This is a genomic window from Rothia sp. HMSC072B04 (assembly GCF_001813725.1).
Lineage (GTDB): Bacteria > Actinomycetota > Actinomycetes > Actinomycetales > Micrococcaceae > Rothia > Rothia mucilaginosa.
Map to the genome: position 1 here is coordinate 97,186 of NZ_KV813812.1, position 15,970 is coordinate 113,155.

The 15,970-nt window shown below is 60.9% G+C and carries 11 protein-coding genes; 4 read left to right on the forward strand and 7 right to left on the reverse strand.

Annotation, left to right across the window (positions count from 1 at the left end):
* Positions 1–160: 160 nt before the first annotated feature.
* Both HMPREF2928_RS07825 and HMPREF2928_RS07830 read left to right on the forward strand, forming a co-directional pair.
* Positions 161–2,761, forward strand: a complete 2,601-nt coding sequence (locus tag HMPREF2928_RS07825) for a DEAD/DEAH box helicase (protein ID WP_070688111.1) — start codon at positions 161–163, stop codon at positions 2,759–2,761.
* A gap of 81 nt (positions 2,762–2,842) precedes the next feature.
* A complete protein-coding gene (locus HMPREF2928_RS07830) occupies positions 2,843–4,294 on the forward strand; it encodes an alpha/beta fold hydrolase (RefSeq protein ID WP_070688112.1) in 1,452 nt (483 codons plus the stop codon).
* Positions 4,295–4,436: 142 nt separating this feature from the next.
* Here HMPREF2928_RS07830 and HMPREF2928_RS07835 read toward each other — a convergent pair whose 3' ends face one another.
* Together HMPREF2928_RS07835 and HMPREF2928_RS07840 are read right to left on the reverse strand one after the other, a co-directional pair.
* Positions 4,437–5,642 carry a TerC family protein gene (locus tag HMPREF2928_RS07835; protein WP_070688115.1) on the reverse strand — a complete coding sequence of 402 codons (1,206 nt, stop codon included), beginning with the start codon at positions 5,640–5,642 and terminating at the stop codon, positions 4,437–4,439.
* A gap of 339 nt (positions 5,643–5,981) precedes the next feature.
* Positions 5,982–6,584 carry an NAD(P)-dependent oxidoreductase gene (locus HMPREF2928_RS07840; protein ID WP_070688117.1) on the reverse strand — a complete coding sequence of 201 codons (603 nt, stop codon included), beginning with the start codon at positions 6,582–6,584 and terminating at the stop codon, positions 5,982–5,984.
* Positions 6,585–6,773: 189 nt separating this feature from the next.
* On the opposite strand from HMPREF2928_RS07840, the gene HMPREF2928_RS07845 reads away from it, so the two are divergent.
* Complete coding sequence (locus HMPREF2928_RS07845; RefSeq protein ID WP_083311403.1) at positions 6,774–7,235, forward strand: winged helix-turn-helix transcriptional regulator; 462 nt, start codon at positions 6,774–6,776, stop codon at positions 7,233–7,235.
* A gap of 99 nt (positions 7,236–7,334) precedes the next feature.
* Here HMPREF2928_RS07845 and HMPREF2928_RS07850 read toward each other — a convergent pair whose 3' ends face one another.
* The 4 genes from HMPREF2928_RS07850 to HMPREF2928_RS07865 form a co-directional block, all read right to left on the reverse strand.
* Positions 7,335–8,114 (reverse strand): ornithinee aminotransferase, encoded by a 780-nt coding sequence (locus HMPREF2928_RS07850; RefSeq protein ID WP_246823586.1) that lies wholly within the window; start codon positions 8,112–8,114, stop codon positions 7,335–7,337.
* A gap of 165 nt (positions 8,115–8,279) precedes the next feature.
* Positions 8,280–10,448 carry an excinuclease ABC subunit UvrB gene (gene uvrB / locus HMPREF2928_RS07855; RefSeq protein ID WP_070688120.1) on the reverse strand — a complete coding sequence of 723 codons (2,169 nt, stop codon included), beginning with the start codon at positions 10,446–10,448 and terminating at the stop codon, positions 8,280–8,282.
* 146 nt (positions 10,449–10,594) lie between these two features.
* Positions 10,595–11,923, reverse strand: a complete 1,329-nt coding sequence (locus HMPREF2928_RS07860) for a 2-oxoglutarate dehydrogenase (RefSeq protein WP_070688123.1) — start codon at positions 11,921–11,923, stop codon at positions 10,595–10,597.
* A gap of 526 nt (positions 11,924–12,449) precedes the next feature.
* The gene (locus HMPREF2928_RS07865) at positions 12,450–13,136 is read right to left on the reverse strand and encodes an IMPACT family protein (RefSeq protein ID WP_012903629.1); all 687 of its coding nucleotides are present in this window, start codon (positions 13,134–13,136) and stop codon (positions 12,450–12,452) included.
* Between the two features lie 58 nt (positions 13,137–13,194).
* Here HMPREF2928_RS07865 and coaE point away from each other — a divergent pair, with 58 nt between their 5' ends.
* Positions 13,195–13,830: a dephospho-CoA kinase gene (gene coaE / locus HMPREF2928_RS07870; protein WP_070688125.1), complete on the forward strand. Its 636-nt coding sequence runs from the start codon at positions 13,195–13,197 to the stop codon at positions 13,828–13,830.
* 224 nt (positions 13,831–14,054) lie between these two features.
* On the opposite strand, the gene rpsA is transcribed toward coaE, so the two are convergent.
* On the reverse strand, positions 14,055–15,509 hold the full coding sequence (rpsA, locus tag HMPREF2928_RS07875; RefSeq protein WP_005506223.1) for a 30S ribosomal protein S1: 1,455 nt from the start codon (positions 15,507–15,509) through the stop codon (positions 14,055–14,057).
* Positions 15,510–15,970 lie beyond the last annotated feature (461 nt).

Genomic DNA, 15,970 nt, shown 5'->3' on the forward strand with positions numbered 1-15,970 from the left:
CCGCGCCTCCCGAACGCCCTATATACGCCCCGCGAAGGAACCGCGAACCACCCCGCAAAGATACAGCGAACACCCCGCAAACACTCCGTGAGTACCCGTTTGTTCCCTCGTAACGATAACGCCCCCGCGCCCGCGCTATTCCCGATAGACTGGAATCCTCATGAGTATTTTGAATTTTCTTTCTCCCTCGCTGGGTGAGAATCCCGGCGACTACAATCGACGCGATTTTAAGAGCAACCCCCTCACCGCCGAAGAAATCTATGAGGCGTTCACCGAGTGGATTTCGACCCGCGGTATGACCCTGTACCCCGCCCAGGACGAGGCCGTTCTGAGCATTGCCGCCGGACATAACGTGGTGCTGGCAACCCCGACCGGTTCCGGTAAGTCCACGGTGGCTGTTGCCGCGCATTTTACGGGCCTGGCGACCGGTCAGCGCTCCTACTACACCGCCCCCATTAAGGCGCTGGTATCTGAGAAGTTCTTTGACCTAATCAATATTTTTGGCGCCGAGAACGTGGGCATGATTACCGGCGACTCCGCCATTAATACGGAGGCGCCCATTATCTGCTGCACCGCGGAAATTCTCGCCAATATTGCCCTGCGCGAGGGTAAGGATGCGGACCTGTGCCAGGTCATCATGGACGAGTTCCACTTCTACTCTGACCCGCAGCGCGGCTGGGCGTGGCAGCTTCCCCTGCTGGAGCTTCCGCAGGCGCAGTTCCTGCTGATGAGCGCAACCCTGGGCGATACGACTCGCTTCCAGGAGGAGATGACGGCGCTGACCGGTCGTGAGAGCGACCTGGTGGCGCATTCTGAGCGTCCCATTCCGCTGCATTTCTACTACTCCACCACCCCGGTTCAGGAGACGGTGCAGGAGCTCGTGCAGACCAAGCAGACTCCGGTCTACATTGTGCACTTCTCGCAGAAGGCGGCGCTGGAGCAGGCGAACGCGCTGCTGTCGGTGGCTATTGCTTCGAAGGAAGATAAGGAACGCATCGCGGAGCTGATTGCGAAGTTCCGTTTCGGTCCGGGCTTCGGTAAGGCGCTGAATAAGCTGGTGCGTGCCGGTATCGGTATTCACCACGCGGGTATGCTGCCCAAGTACCGCCGCCTCGTGGAGCAGCTGGCTCAGGAGGGTCTGCTCAAGGTGATTTGCGGTACCGACACCCTGGGTGTGGGTATTAACGTGCCGATCCGTACCGTGCTGATTACGGCGCTGTCGAAGTTTGACGGTGCCCGTAGCCGCCGTCTGCGTGCCCGCGAGTTCCACCAGATCGCTGGACGCGCCGGCCGCGCCGGTTTTGATACCGCCGGCACCGTGGTGGTTCAGGCACCCGAGCACGATATTGAGAACGCTCGCCTGCTGGCTAAGGCTCAGGCGAAGTTCGGTGACGACACCAAGCGCATTAACCAGTCGCTGTCCTCCAAGCGTAAGAAGGCGCCGGAAGGGTTCGTTGGCTGGTCCGAGAAGACCTTCAAGCAACTGGTAGAAGCCGCCCCGGAGCCGCTGACCTCCTCCTTCGACATCACCCATTCGATGCTACTGAACCTGATGCACCGCCCGGAGAACCCGGTCATTGCCGCGTACCGCATCATTCAGGAGAACCACGAGAGCCCCGCGCGCCGCCGCGAGCTGCTGCGCAAGGCAATCGGCATCTACAAGGAGCTGCTGACCGGCGGCGTGATTGAGCGAACCAACACCCCGGACGAGCACGGCTCCTACCTGCGCCTGACCGAGGACCTGCAGGATAACTTTGCCCTGAACCAGCCACTGTCCGCTTTTGCGGTCGCCGCGCTGGAACTGCTCGACCCCGAATCCCCCAGCTACGCACTGGACGCGCTCTCCCTCATTGAGGCGACCCTGGATTCGCCGAACCAGGTGCTGTACGCGCAGGAACGCAAGGCGAAGAACGAACTGTCGGCACAGCTGAAGGCGGACGGTGTGGACTACACCGAACGCATGAACGAGCTGGACAAGGTCACCTACCCGCAGCCCCTGGCGGAGCTCATCGATCAGGCGTACACGACCTACAAGCAGTCCGCACCCTGGGTGGCTCGTTTTGAACCGCGCCCCAAGTCGATTGTGCGTGACATGTACGAACGCGCAATGGGCTTCAACGACTTCGTGCAGTTCTACTCGCTGGAACGCGCCGAGGGCGTGCTTCTGCGCTACCTTTCCGACGCGTACAAGGCACTGCGACACACCATCCCCGATTCTGCCGTGACTGACGAGCTCGACGACATCATCGAGTGGCTCGGCGAGCTGGTACGCCAGACCGACTCCTCCCTGGTGGACGAATGGGAGAAGCTGGCTGCCGGCGAAGACACCGCAACCATTGCGGCCGAGCACGCCTCCATCGAGGAGGAAGAGCCTCCCGCCGTGACGAAGAACCTGCGCGCTTTCCGCGTGATGGTGCGCAACGCCCTCTTCCGCCGTGTGGAGCTCTTCGCTGACGAGCGTGACCGCGCCCTGGGCGCCCTGGACGAGTGGTGCGGCTGGGATGCCGACCGCTGGGCGGACGCCATGGACGACTACTTCGACACCTACGACGACATCTACACGGACGCCGACGCGCGCTCGCCTCGCCTGGTCAGCATGGATGAGGACACCGCCGCGCATCCTGGCGTGTGGAAGGTTCAGCAGAGCTTCGCCGACCCCGAAGACAACTTCGACTTCGGTATTCGTGCCGAGGTTGATTTGGCGGCATCCGATGAGGCGGGTTACCCGGTGCTGAAGATTCTGAGCGTGGGCGAGTTCTAAGACTCCGATTGAGACTCCGCCCGAGGCTCTGCCACGATGTTGCCCATAGTGGGCTAGAATACAGAGTATCTATCTATTTGAATGAAAGAAGGTTCACCGTTGACCGTTTCTTCGCTTCCCAAGGTTGAGTACCGCAAGGGTTCGGTCGTCAAGCACGACGGCTACGAGATTACCGACCACTGGTTCCAGGTTCCCCTGACCCACGGTCTGATTTTCTCCAAGGGCAAGGATGCCGCTCTCTCCTCCCGTTTCGCGGACCAGACCATCACCGTGTTCGCCCGCGAGGTTGTGAGCACCAACGAGACTCTGACCGTTTCGGCTGATAAGCGTCCTTACATTGTGTACCTGCAGGGCGGCCCCGGTTTCGGTTCGCCGAAGACCGGCTCCATTGGCGGCTGGATTGCTGAGCTGGCGAAGACTCACCGCGTGATTCTTCTGGATCAGCGCGGTACCGGTATGTCTTCCCCGCTGTCTGCTCGCACCATCACCGCTGTGGGTGACGCGCAGGTTCAGGCTGAGTACACTGAGCTGTTCCGTGCGGACTCCATCATCGCTGACGCGGAGGCTGTCCGCGAGGTGCTGCTGGCTGACCGTGCCGACAAGCGCTGGTCCACCATTGGTCAGTCCTTCGGTGGCTTCCTGACCCTGTCCTACCTGTCGTTCGCACCGCAGTCGCTGCGTGACTGCCGCATCACCGCGGGCCTGGCGCCGATTCGCACCTCCGTGGACAACGTCTACCAGCACACCTTCGACCGCATGAAGGAACGTGTTGAGGAGTACTACAGCTGGTTCCCCGAGGACGCTGAGCTCGCTACCCGCATTGCTGAGCACCTGCGCACCCACAAGGAGTACCTGCCCACCGGTGAGCGTCTGACCGATCACCGCTTCCAGATGGCCGGCCATTTCCTGGGTGGCCGCTGGCGCGAGCGCGGTCTGCACTACTTCCTGGAGACCGCTTTCGCTGAGGGTAACGACCACCTGTCCGATCAGTTCCTGACCGCTATGGGTGCCGAGGTGACCTTCCAGGCGAACCCGCTGTACGCCCTGATGCACGAGACCATTTACGCTGACGGCCCCGCTGACGGCGTTCTGCCCGGCATCCCCGGCTACGAGCTGTCCCCCTCCCCCGCGCCGACCAACTGGTCTGCTGCTCGCGTGGCGGCTTCCCGCCCCGAGTTCGCACCGGATGCGGACCGTCTGCTCTTCACCGGCGAGCACATCTTCCCCTGGTACTACGAGGAGGATCCCTCGCTGCGTCCGCTGGCTGAGGTTGCGAACCTGCTGGCTGAGAAGAAGGACTGGGGTCGCCTGTACGACCACGCACAGCTGCACAAGAACGAGGTTCCCGTGGTGGCTGCGGCGTACAACCCGGACGTGTACGTGGACTTTGAGCACTCCATGGAGACCGCTCGCTGGGTCGGTAACACCCACGTGTGGACTTCGAAGACCCACCACCACGACGGTTTCGGTTCTGACTCGCTGACCATTCTGGGTCACCTGAAGAACATGCTGGCTGAGGTTCACAACCAGTAATTCTTCGCCGGGTAGTCATTCTGCCCCGGGTGCATCCCCGAATATATTTTGATATAGCTAAAGCCCCTCACCCCGGTTGATCCGGTGTGAGGGGCTTAGTGTTAGCACCAGCCTGGTGAGGCTACAAGCTCAGTAGCTCAAACTACTTCGAGGAGGAAGCGTGCGCATCCTGTGCGGTGCGGGCACGCATCACGAGGGCGTGGTATTCGTCTTCCTTCTCGATCAGCTCGTCACGCAGCTTATGCGGAATAGTCTTGAGCTTCTCGGTTTCCTGCTGCCAGCGGGCGGTGATGTCCGCACGCTCGGCGGCGGGTGCATCCTCGGGCAGTGCCAGGTACTTCTCGGAGAGCGCCTGAACACGCTGAATGGTCTGCAGTGCGCGGCCCTTGGGGCTGAGCAGCGAGGCAAGCACGGTAATAATCAGAACGCCCACGATGACCATCAGCGACATTTCGGTGCTGATTTCGACCACGTGCACGGGCTCGCCGTGGTTGATGAACGGCAGGTTGTTCTCGTGCATTGCGTGCAGGATGAGCTTCACACCAATGAATGCGAGGATGGTCGCCAGGCCGTAGGAGAGGTAGACGAGGCGGTCCAGCAGGCCGTCAATGAGGAAGTACAGCTGGCGCAGACCCATGAGGGAGAACGCGGTCGCGGTGAACACAATGTAGACGGACTGGGTGAGGCCGAAGATCGCGGGGATCGAGTCGAGCGCGAAGAGCAGGTCGGAACCGGCGATAGCGACCATGACGAGCATCATGGGGGTCATGACGCGCTTGCCGTTTTCGATGGTGAAGAGCTTGTCGCCATCGAAGTGGTCGCTGGTCTTCAGGTACTTCTTGGCGAGGCGGACCATGATGTTGTCTGCTTCGTCGTCGCCATCGCCCTCGGTGATTTCGTCCTTGAGCAGGTTACCTGCGGTCATGAGCAGGACCAGGCCGAAGATGTAGAACACCCAGGCGAAGGAGTTGATGATTGCTGCGCCGGCGAAGATGAAGGAGCCGCGCGCAAGGATCGCGAAGACGATACCGAAGAGCAGGACCTTCTGCTGATTCTCACGGGCGACACGGAAGGTGCCCATAATAATCATGAAGACGAAGAGGTTATCGACCGAGAGAGCTTCTTCGGTGATGTAGCCTGCATAGAATTCGGTGGCAGCGGAGGGGCCGTTCGTCACGAAAATATACAGACCAAACAGCATCGCGATGCCGATGTAGATACTCGACCAGATGGCCGCTTCCTTGACAGAGGGTTCGTGCGCCTTACGAACGTGGAACACGAAGTCGAAGGCCAACAGACCCGCGATGATGAGAATAGTAACCAACCATTGCAACCCGGTAACTTCCATGGGGAGCCTTTCTTGTGGTGTGCGTACAGGACCACAAGTCTCTCCCGCCGACCTGAATGGAGGTCGGCTCGATTCACCGGTTAGGCGCCTTCGGCTAACGTGCTGACGATGAGTCGATTGGTGGGATACTCCCTTGCTCGGTGAACGATTATACAGCAGGTTGAGGTTTTCGCACAGGAGCCCCTCCGGAGGATTTTTCAAGAGCGAAGCACGCCGAAACGCCGCATCCGGCGGGGTTATCCCATCGGATGCGGCGTTTCTGCGTGATGAATACGCGCTTGCCAGCTAGTGCTGTCTAGCTGGCACCGCTATGAGTTGGCGCTGTCTAGTTAGCACTGTCTAGTTGGCAACGGTGAAGCGGCGGCCCGCGTGCTTGGGCTCTTCTGCCTCATCAATCAGGGCGACCGCAAAGTCCTCGGCGCTAACGAACTCGCCTGCGGGGGTGTCCAGCGCGGTGTTGTACTTGCCGGTGCGCTCACCCGGTGCGATTTCGAACGCCGGCGAGAGCATGGTCCAGTTCAGGCCCTCGGATGCGCGGTACTCGTCGAGAATCTGGGCGAATGCCTTCGCCTCGGGCTTGTAATCTTCCGGGAAGCCTTCGCCATCAACAAAGCGGTTGCCGTTACCGTCCTCGAGGGAGCCAGCGCCACCAACGACCAGCAGGCGACCGGTGGGCGCCGCCACGATCAGTGCGCGGTGTGCGTCAATGATCGGCTGCGCGGAGGTGCCGCGACCGCCCGGGACGGCAACAATGGTGACGTCGTGGTTGTTGACGATGTCGACCAGTGCTGCGGTGTCTGCAAGGTCGATGCTGTGGGCGGTAGCGCCTTCGGGTGCCTTGCCGGAGCGGGTGTAGGCGTCGACCTGGTGGCCGCGGGAGATTGCTTCTGCTGCGGTGCGTGCGCCGACCATGCCGGTTGCGCCAATGATTGCGATGTTCATGAGGATTTTCTTTCGGGTAGGTCTTCTGTAGTTTTTCTTGCGGTGTTCCGCGTGATGGTTTTATAGTATCTATTAGAAACTGGGTACCTCAAGGTAACTATTTGGGGTGTATCGAAAATATTTAAAAATATTTTTCGCACCCCTCACCGCCCCATAACAGCCCCTCAGCAGATTGAAAAGACAGCAGCTATGACCACCACGCTCACCTCCCCCACACGAGAAACCACAGACACACGAGAAACCATAGAAGCCGCCCGCACCCCGCAGGACGACCTGCCCGCCAATATTCTCGCCAGCGCCTGCCCCTCCCGCACCGTGATGCGCCACCTCACCGACCGGTGGACCCCGCTCATTGTTGCGGCGCTCTCCGAGCAGCCCGTCGCCCGCTTCGGTGAGCTCAAGGCGATGATTCAGGGCGTCTCCCCCAAGGTCCTGACCCAGACCCTGCGCTCTATGGAACGCGACGGCCTGGTGGAACGCCGGGTCACCGCGTCCATTCCGCCGCGTGTGGACTACGAACTGACCGCGCTCGGTACGACCCTCATTGAGCCGATGACCGCCCTGCGTCACTGGGCGCAGGACAATATGCAGGCGGTACTCGAATCCCGCGAGCGCTACGACGCCGCCGCACTAGAGAGCGGCGACGCGTAAAAAAGGCACTCTGAACAACCTCCAGATAAAGCAGTAGCCCTCCCCGTGAACTATTACGGGGAGGGCTACTTTTATATTTCATTCAATGAGGATATTCAGTTAGGAAACCATGTTGAAGGTCGGCGGGGTGAAAGCAATCGCGTTCACCTGCTTGTTCGTATCAAGCGTGCCGTTCTCCTGAATCGTCGGGACGGTAATAACCACCTCGAACTGGTACATGCCTTCCATGAGCGTATTGCCACGCAACGCAAAACGCGCAGAGACACCGGTCGCCTGATCGTTCACGCTCGACGCAAACGGGATGACCTGACCCTGAACGGTCTGAGTCTTACCGTTGCGGGTCATGACGGTTGCCACGCCGGTCGGGTCAGTCGTGAAGACCTGACGGTCAATGATTTCACCCTCGGGCGAGAAGAGATAAATGTCCATGGACGGGTGCAGGTGCGTGGTGCCGGCCGTCGCCTCCACCGCGGAGACGTTGTAGGTCATCACGAACTCACCGCAGTTCAGGTTGAGGTCGCCCTCGGGGCCGTGAGTCGCCTCGTACACGGACATGAGGCGGATCGTTGCGGGGTTCGGGGAGGTTGCATTCTCCATGGACCACCACGCCTGACCGGTCACCGGCGCAGTCACGGGCTTGTTCTTGGTGCGCGACTGCAGGGCGCCGCTGGCGGGGTTGGTGATCATCCAGCCGCCGACCTGGGTGAAGTCCGGGCCCTTAACCGTCTTGCAATCATCAGCCGAGGCTGCGAATGCGGGCACCGCCGTAGAGGCGGCAATAGCGGGCACAGCCCAGAGCGCGCCGCGGGTGAGGTTGCGGCGGGTAACGGAACGAGCTCCCGTAGTGTGTTCGTCTGAAGAGTTATGAGAAATAGTCACAGATTTTTCTTTATCGTTCGGAAGCATCAAGGTTTTATTTGACACGTAAAACACCTTGATAGTGTACAGCATGTATCTGCACTCAGTAGAACTTCATGAACAATGAGTTACCTCATGGCGAAAAACCCACGTCGGCCCCTAAACGCCGGGCTTAGAACACCGGGTTTAGGCGTGACCCGCCTCCTTCATCAGGCGTAGCTCCTTCTTCAAATCGGCAAGCTCATCACGCAGACGCGCCGCCAACTCAAATTGCAGGTTCTCCGCCGCCACGCGCATCTGCTCGTTCATCTGCTCAATCAAATCCAGCAGGTCCTCGGCGGGTGCCGCCGCCAGACCGTCGGCACGAACGCGCGCCTCCGCACGGGCGAGAAGCTCCTCCGACTCCGGGGTGCTCGTGGCAATCTTCGACGAGGTCGCAGAACCGGTCTTCGCCCCCGCACTCACCGTGCGGGCACCCTTCTTACCGCTCTTACGCTGCTGCAGAAGCTCGCGGGTATCCTCTTCCTCGCGGGCAAGAACATCCGTAATATCGGCAATCTTCTTACGCAGCGGCTGCGGGTCAATGCCGTGCTCGTGGTTGTACGCCTGCTGAATCTCGCGGCGGCGGTTCGTCTCATCAATCGCCACGCGCATAGAATCCGTAATCTTATCGGCGTACATGTGCACCTGACCGGACACGTTACGCGCCGCACGACCAATGGTCTGAATCAGCGAAGTGGTCGAACGCAGGAAGCCTTCCTTATCGGCATCCAGAATCGCAACCAGGGACACTTCGGGCAGGTCAAGGCCCTCACGCAGCAGGTTAATACCGACCAGCACGTCAAAGGTGCCCAGGCGCAGCTCACGCAGAAGCTCCACACGGCGCAGGGTGTCCACGTCAGAGTGCAGGTACTGCACCTTCACTCCGTGCTGCAACAGGTATTCGGTTAAATCCTCCGCCATGCGCTTGGTGAGGGTCGTGACCAGCACGCGCTCGTCGCGCTCCACGCGCACGCGAATCTCCTCGAGCAGGTCATCAATCTGCCCCTTGGTCGGCTTGACCACGATTTCCGGGTCAATCAGGCCGGTGGGTCGAATGATCTGCTCCACATAACCATCAGCCTGCGATAGCTCATACTTGCCGGGGGTCGCCGAGAGGTAAATCGTCTGACCGATACGCTCCAGGAACTCCTCCCACTTCAGCGGGCGGTTATCCATCGCCGACGGCAGACGGAAACCGTGCTCCACGAGGGTGCGCTTACGGGACATATCGCCCTCATACATGGCACCAATCTGCGGGACCGTCACGTGCGACTCGTCAATAATCAGCAGGAAATCATCCGGGAAATAATCCAGCAGACAGTTCGGGGCGCTACCGGCGGCACGACCGTCAATATGGCGCGAGTAGTTCTCAATGCCATTGCAGAAGCCCATCTGCTCCATCATTTCCAGGTCGTAGGTGGTGCGCATGCGCAGACGCTGCGCCTCCAGCAGCTTGCCCTGGGATTCGAGGGTCTGCAGGCGCTCGCGCAGCTCATCCTCGATGGAGGTAATAGCCTTCGCCATGCGCTCCGGGCCAGCAACGTAGTGGCTTGCGGGGAAGACATACATTTCTTCTTCCTCGCGAATTACCTCGCCGGTCAGCGGGTGCAGGGTGTAAATCGCCTCAATCTCATCACCGAAGAACTCAACGCGGATCGCGTTCTCCTCGTACATGGGGATGATTTCGACGGTATCGCCGCGCACACGGAACGTGCCGCGGTGAAAGTCCATGTCGTTACGCGCGTACTGCATCGCCACGAACTGGCGCAGCAGCTCGTCGCGGTCAATCTCCTCACCGCGACGCAGAGTCACCATCTGCTTAATGTACTCCTCGGGCGTGCCCAGACCGTAAATGCAGGACACGGTCGCAACCACCACCACGTCTCGGCGAGTCAGCAGGGAGTTCGTCGCCGAGTGGCGCAGACGCTCCACCTCCTCGTTGATGGAGGAGTCCTTCTCAATGAACGTATCGGTCTGCGGCACGTACGCCTCAGGCTGGTAGTAGTCGTAGTAGGAGACGAAATACTCCACCGCATTATTCGGCAGCAGCTCGCGCAGCTCATTCGCCAGCTGCGCCGCCAGAGTCTTATTCTGCACGAGCACCAGAGTCGGACGCTGCACCGCCTCAATCAGCCAGGCTGCGGTCGCGGACTTACCGGTACCGGTAGCGCCCATCAGCACGATGTCCTTCTCACCGTTCTGCACACGCTCGGTGAGCTCGGCGATAGCCTTTGGCTGGTCACCGGCAGGCTGGAAGGGGCTGACCACTTCAAAGGGGGCGACGATGCGGTTAATTTCGGGTGCGTAGCTCATGTATCCATCCTAGGGGAAAGCCGCCCAATACGCCCCAGGATTGGTCGCCCTTTTCTGCTGGCGCAATATAATCACGCGCAATGCGCTCGCAATACCCTCAGCCCACCGGTGGCTACGCGCCAGTGGGGCACCTCGTCGATAAGAATTTAGCGCACCTCCACGGTCGCTCCGGCGAGGCTCATCAGCGCCCGGTTCGTCAGCGGAAGGTACCCGTTCAGGGCGCTCAAAATCAGCTGCATGGTGCGCTCTTCATCCTCCACGCTCAGCCCGCGCGGAATACCCACACCCGGCACGCAGATGCGCTGCTTATACAGGTCAATCACCGCGCACACGGTGCGGTTCGGCACACCCAACACCGGCAACATGCCGCGGTGATTGATGGTGCGCAGACCCTTACCGACCACGGCAGCGGTACGGATATCCGGGCGGGCACTCCTCACGAACCGGGAGGCGCCCGCACCGTTCGCAAAAGCGGCAGGGTCGGGAATACTATTCGGTACCGCGCTCTTCTCGTTCAGCACAGACAGCAGCGGCTCCCCCACCGCGGCGGTGACCGCCACGTAGCGTACCTGCCGGTCCATGGCGTTGAGGAAGTCCAGTTCCGCGTACTCCTCCACACGGTAGTTCTCGACCAGACCGGCTTCGCCCGACCCGGTTTCTTCCACAGTGCGGGTGATGACTTCTTCATCGTAGAAGCTTGCCACGCACACCTGCGGGGCGCCGCGCTCAATGCGGGCGCGGCACTGATAGTCGTCGTCGAGCAGCCAGAGGGATAGCTCGTAGCCATCGGGTACATCACGCACACCGGTCGCGAGTAGCACCTCGCTGCCGTCCAGGGAGAACGGCTCCCAGCCAGCCGGTTCGAAAGCGTTGAGTGCACCGTCCAGGGCGGGGTTGCAGGATCCGAGGCTCGGCGCCTGATCAGCCGGGGTGAACGCCTCGGTGGAGGGCATGGCGATGGTGAGCCCGCGCATCCTGCCTGCGAGGCAGAGTTCAATCGCCATGAGCAGGTGACCCGCGCCTTCGCGGCTGAGCGCGGGGCTCTGCACCAGGTGCGCCACACCGGAGTTGTCCAGGCTGAGGTGTTCGCCAACTCCGCGGGCGGCGTTGGAGTAGCGGTTGTGCAGGCGCACCAGCTCGTCAATGGGCAGGGCGCGGCCCACGGCGCCGAACGCCTGAGCGATAGCGTGAACGTGTTCGGGGAAGACGCGGCAGAGTCTGCCGAGCTGACGGGCAAACTCCGCCGGACGCTGCGTGAGCACGCCCAGGAGGGTGCCGAGGTTCTGCTGGCGGTAGGCGTTGAGTAGCTGGGCGACGGTGGCGGGTTCAAGCTGCTCGGCAGTGCCCATCTTGGGGAGGCGCGCTCCCTGCCGGTTGAGGGTTGCGGTGGTGCCGCGGCTGCCCGCGGACTGCTCTGATGAGTTTTTGCCTGCTTGTTCGTCTACTTGTTGATAGTAGGTTCCCGACTGCGTCACGTTTTCACGACCTTGCGCTCTTCAGAGCGTTCGTTAGCTGATTCTTCGTAAGGTGACGGGCGGGGCTCAGCGCCTACCGGCAGATGGTTCGTGCACACACTCGACCGTCTGCCGAATCGTATAGTACCGGCATACAGCTGTGCCTCGTTCCTTGAGCAACTAAGCTATAGCTTCAAGACGTCAGCATCAGGACCTCAGCGCTGAGATAGTACCCAGTTCTCAGCACTGAGATGTCAGCGTTGAGCCCTGCCCGTCAGTGCGGGCGCATGCGTTCCCTCGTGGAGGCGCCGGACTGGGTTACCGCTGGTGACGAACCCGTTGCCCGTGCCGTGGAGGGGCGTGTGCGTTCCGCAACGCTTTTTAGGCTATCAGCTTTAGCAGGCAATTACTAGGGCTAGAGTAACTATTAACTAAGGTTGGACTACCTTTTGGGTTTTGAGGGCTTTACGCAGGCGCTTTAGCCCCGAAATCTAGGACTGGAAATCTAGCCCAGAAATCTAAGACCGGGAATCTAGAGGCCGGTAACCTAGACCGGCAAATCCACCCACTGCGTGTCCCCCCAGGTCACGCTCGCCGCACCGGAACTCAAGCTCACCACCAGCTCCTCGGCACGCGCCAGCTCCTCCGGGCGGTCAAACACACCCAGGGAAATCGTGGCCCCCTCCGCACCATACTCAGTACCCAGAACGTTCAGACCGGCGGCACGAATCTCATTCTCCAGGCGGCCAGCATCCGCATGCGAACTGGGCACCTTACCCACGCGCAGACGCTCACGCGAATCGAATAGCGCGCCATCCAGGGTCTGCACCACCGAATCAGTGTAGGCACGCACCAGACCGCCCGCGCCGAGCTTAATGCCACCGAAATAGCGCACGACCACCGCAACCACATCCGACAGGTCAGTGGTGCCGTCCTCGCGGGTCTGACGCGCCAGCAACGCCTGCATCATCGGCACACCGGCGGTACCGGCGGGCTCACCATCATCGGAGGAACGCTGAATATCGCGGTCAGCACCAATAATGAACGCCGAACACACGTGGCGGGCATCGTGGTAGGTCTTGCGCACCGACTCAATGTAGGCGCGCGCCTCCTCGACGGTGCTCACGCGCTTGATGTGGCCAATAAATTCGCTACGCTTAATTTCGAGGAGGCTCTCATAGGGCTCATCGCCGCGCGGCACAAGGTAGCGGTTGGCGCGGGTTTCTTCCTGCATGTGTCCTCCTCTAATCAGTACCTATCTATTGTGGCACAGCCCGTCAGGAGCACCGTCCATGTCCCAGTCTTCTTCCCCCGCGCCTACTGCCCTGCGCCGTTACGCTCTCACTGGCGGTATCGGTAGCGGTAAGAGCACCATCGCCTCCCTTTTCGTGGAGCAGGGCGCATTCCTGGTGGATGCGGACGCTATCTCCCGCTCCCTCATGGAGCCCGGCGAGGCGGTGCTCGCCCGCACGGTCGCGGAGTTCGGTGAGCATCTGCTCGATGAGGACGGCCGCCTCAACCGCCCCGCCCTGGCGCGTATCGTGTTCAATGATGAGCAGGCGCGCCTGCGCCTGAACTCAATCGTGCATCCGGCCATTCGTGAGCGTGCCGCACAGCTGGTGGAGCAGGCGCAGTCCGAACCCGGTTTTAGCGGCGTGGTGCTGGAGGATATTCCTCTGCTCGTGGAGACCGGCGACCCGTCCGCTTTTGAGGGCGTGGTCGTGGTGCGCACTCCCCTGGCGACTCGCCTGCAGCGCCTCGTATCTTCACGCGGCATGAGTGAGGAGGATGCGCGCGCCCGCATCGCCGCGCAGGCAACCGACGAGCAGCGTGAGGCGGTCGCAACCTGGATTATCGATAATGGCGGCTCGCTGGAGGAAACCGCCGAGCAGGTGCGCGCCGTCTGGGAGCAGATGACCGCCGCCTAAAATCCTCCCCAGCAACACGGGGCGCAGCAATACAGAGCACAGCAACACCGGGCACGTACCCCGGCTCCCAACGTCCCCCAACCCCGACTCACCCGGCCCCCAATAACGCAAAGAACCCCCTCACCTCCCAAACGGGAGGTGAGGGGGTTCCTCTGCTCTAGGCACCCCACGCGGGGGTTACCTATCGGCTATTACGCCTGATGAGTGCTCATCTGAGCGGCAGATTAGTTGCCGGTCAGCTTCTTGCGGAGCTCAGCCAGTGCCTCATCCGATGCGAGGGTACCTGCGGAAGCGGGCTCCTCGGAGGAGTAGGAGGTCGGTGCGGGCTCAGCTGCTGCGGGAGCTGCTGCTGCAGCCTCTGCGTCAGCCTCGAGAGCCTTAGCAACCTGAACCTTGTGAGCCTCGAAGCGAGCCTGTGCCTCTGCGTACTGTGCTTCCCAAGCCTCGCGCTGTGCGTCGAAGCCTTCCAGCCACTCGTTAGCCTCGGGGTCGAAGCCCTCGGGGTACTTGTAGTTGCCAGCCTCGTCGTACTCTGCAGCCATGCCGTACAGAGCGGGGTCAAACTCGGTAGCGTTGGGGTCAACGCCCTCGTTTGCCTGCTTGAGGGACAGGGAGATGCGGCGGCGGTCCATGTCGATGTCGATGATCTTAACGAAGACCTCTTCACCAACGGAGACGACCTGCTCAGCCAGGTCAACGTGGCGGGTTGCCAGCTCGGAGATGTGGACGAGGCCCTCGATGCCGTCCTCAACGCGCACGAATGCACCGAAGGGAACGAGCTTGGTGACCTTGCCGGGAACAATCTGACCCAGAGCGTGGGTGCGAGCAAATGCCTGCCACGGATCTTCCTGGGTTGCCTTGAGGGACAGGGACACGCGCTCGCGGTCCAGGTCCACCTCGAGAACCTCGACGGTAACGGGCTGGCCAACCTCGACAACCTCGGACGGGTGGTCGATGTGCTTCCAGGACAGCTCGGAAACGTGAACCAGACCGTCCACGCCACCCAGGTCCACGAATGCACCGAAGTTGACGATGGAGGAGACAACGCCCTCGCGGACCTGACCCTTCTCCAGCTCGTTGAGGAAGGAGGAGCGAACAGCGGACTGAGTCTCTTCCAGGTATGCACGGCGGGACAGAACAACGTTGTTGCGGTTCTTGTCCAGCTCGATGATCTTAGCTTCGATCTGCTGACCGATGTAAGGTGCGAGGTCGCGGACGCGGCGCATCTCAACGAGGGATGCGGGCAGGAAGCCACGCAGACCGATGTCGAGGATAAGGCCACCCTTGACAACCTCGATAACGGTACCGGTAACGACGCCGTCGTTTTCCTTGACCTTCTCGATGTCGCCCCATGCACGCTCGTACTGTGCGCGCTTCTTGGAGAGGATCAGGCGACCTTCCTTGTCCTCCTTGGTGAGGACGAGTGCCTCAACCTCGGAGCCGAGCTCGACAACCTCAGAGGGGTCGATGTCGTGCTTGATGGACAGCTCGCGGGAGGGGATGACGCCTTCGGTCTTGTAACCGATGTCGAGCAGAACCTCATCGTGGTCGATCTTAACGACCTGGCCGGAGACGAGATCGCCGTCGTTGAAGACCTTGATGGTCTTCTCGACTGCCTCGAGGAATGCCTGCTCGTCGCCGATGTCGTTGATTGCGACCTGAGGGATGTTGGTGCTCATGTAGTGAGGGCTCCAATTGGATTTCTAATAGGTCGACGCTACCGGTTCACCGCTCAACACCCCCGGGTGGAGGCGCCGACCGGCTCACTTTTTCACCCCGGCGCGCACGGCATAGGGCCGATAACGCCTTTGAACGGGGTGAGGAAACGTCGAGCTGACGGATACTTACAATGTGTACCACCCACCGGAAGCAGATGCTCTCAGCAGGGTGCACGAGCAGTCCGTGCCCGTTTTCTCCCCGTTTTCTTAAGGAGAACTTAAGGAGAAAAAGAGCATAGAAAACCCGTACGTTGGTACACGCGATTAATAGTGTACGGGAATCCCGGGCGTGTCGTCAATGGTTACGCGCCCGGTTTTGCTCCCCTATTTTGCAGGTAGGACGGAGACGACTCGCGGGACGGTGCTCGTCCTCGTTCCTCTCAACCTGGGAAGGGCGGGGCGCCGCATATTTCCTCCGCGCC

Coding starts and splice junctions, on each gene's coding strand:
- HMPREF2928_RS07835 (WP_070688115.1), bottom strand. CDS start 5,642: ATGGAAGTTACCGGGTTGCAATGGTTGGTTACTATTCTCATCATCGCG.
- HMPREF2928_RS07840 (WP_070688117.1), bottom strand. CDS start 6,584: ATGAACATCGCAATCATTGGCGCAACCGGCATGGTCGGCGCACGCACC.
- HMPREF2928_RS07865 (WP_012903629.1), bottom strand. CDS start 13,136: ATGCAGGAAGAAACCCGCGCCAACCGCTACCTTGTGCCGCGCGGCGAT.
- coaE (WP_070688125.1), top strand. CDS start 13,195: ATGTCCCAGTCTTCTTCCCCCGCGCCTACTGCCCTGCGCCGTTACGCT.
- HMPREF2928_RS07825 (WP_070688111.1), top strand. CDS start 161: ATGAGTATTTTGAATTTTCTTTCTCCCTCGCTGGGTGAGAATCCCGGC.
- rpsA (WP_005506223.1), bottom strand. CDS start 15,509: ATGAGCACCAACATCCCTCAGGTCGCAATCAACGACATCGGCGACGAG.
- HMPREF2928_RS07830 (WP_070688112.1), top strand. CDS start 2,843: ATGAAAGAAGGTTCACCGTTGACCGTTTCTTCGCTTCCCAAGGTTGAG.
- HMPREF2928_RS07845 (WP_083311403.1), top strand. CDS start 6,774: ATGACCACCACGCTCACCTCCCCCACACGAGAAACCACAGACACACGA.
- uvrB (WP_070688120.1), bottom strand. CDS start 10,448: ATGAGCTACGCACCCGAAATTAACCGCATCGTCGCCCCCTTTGAAGTG.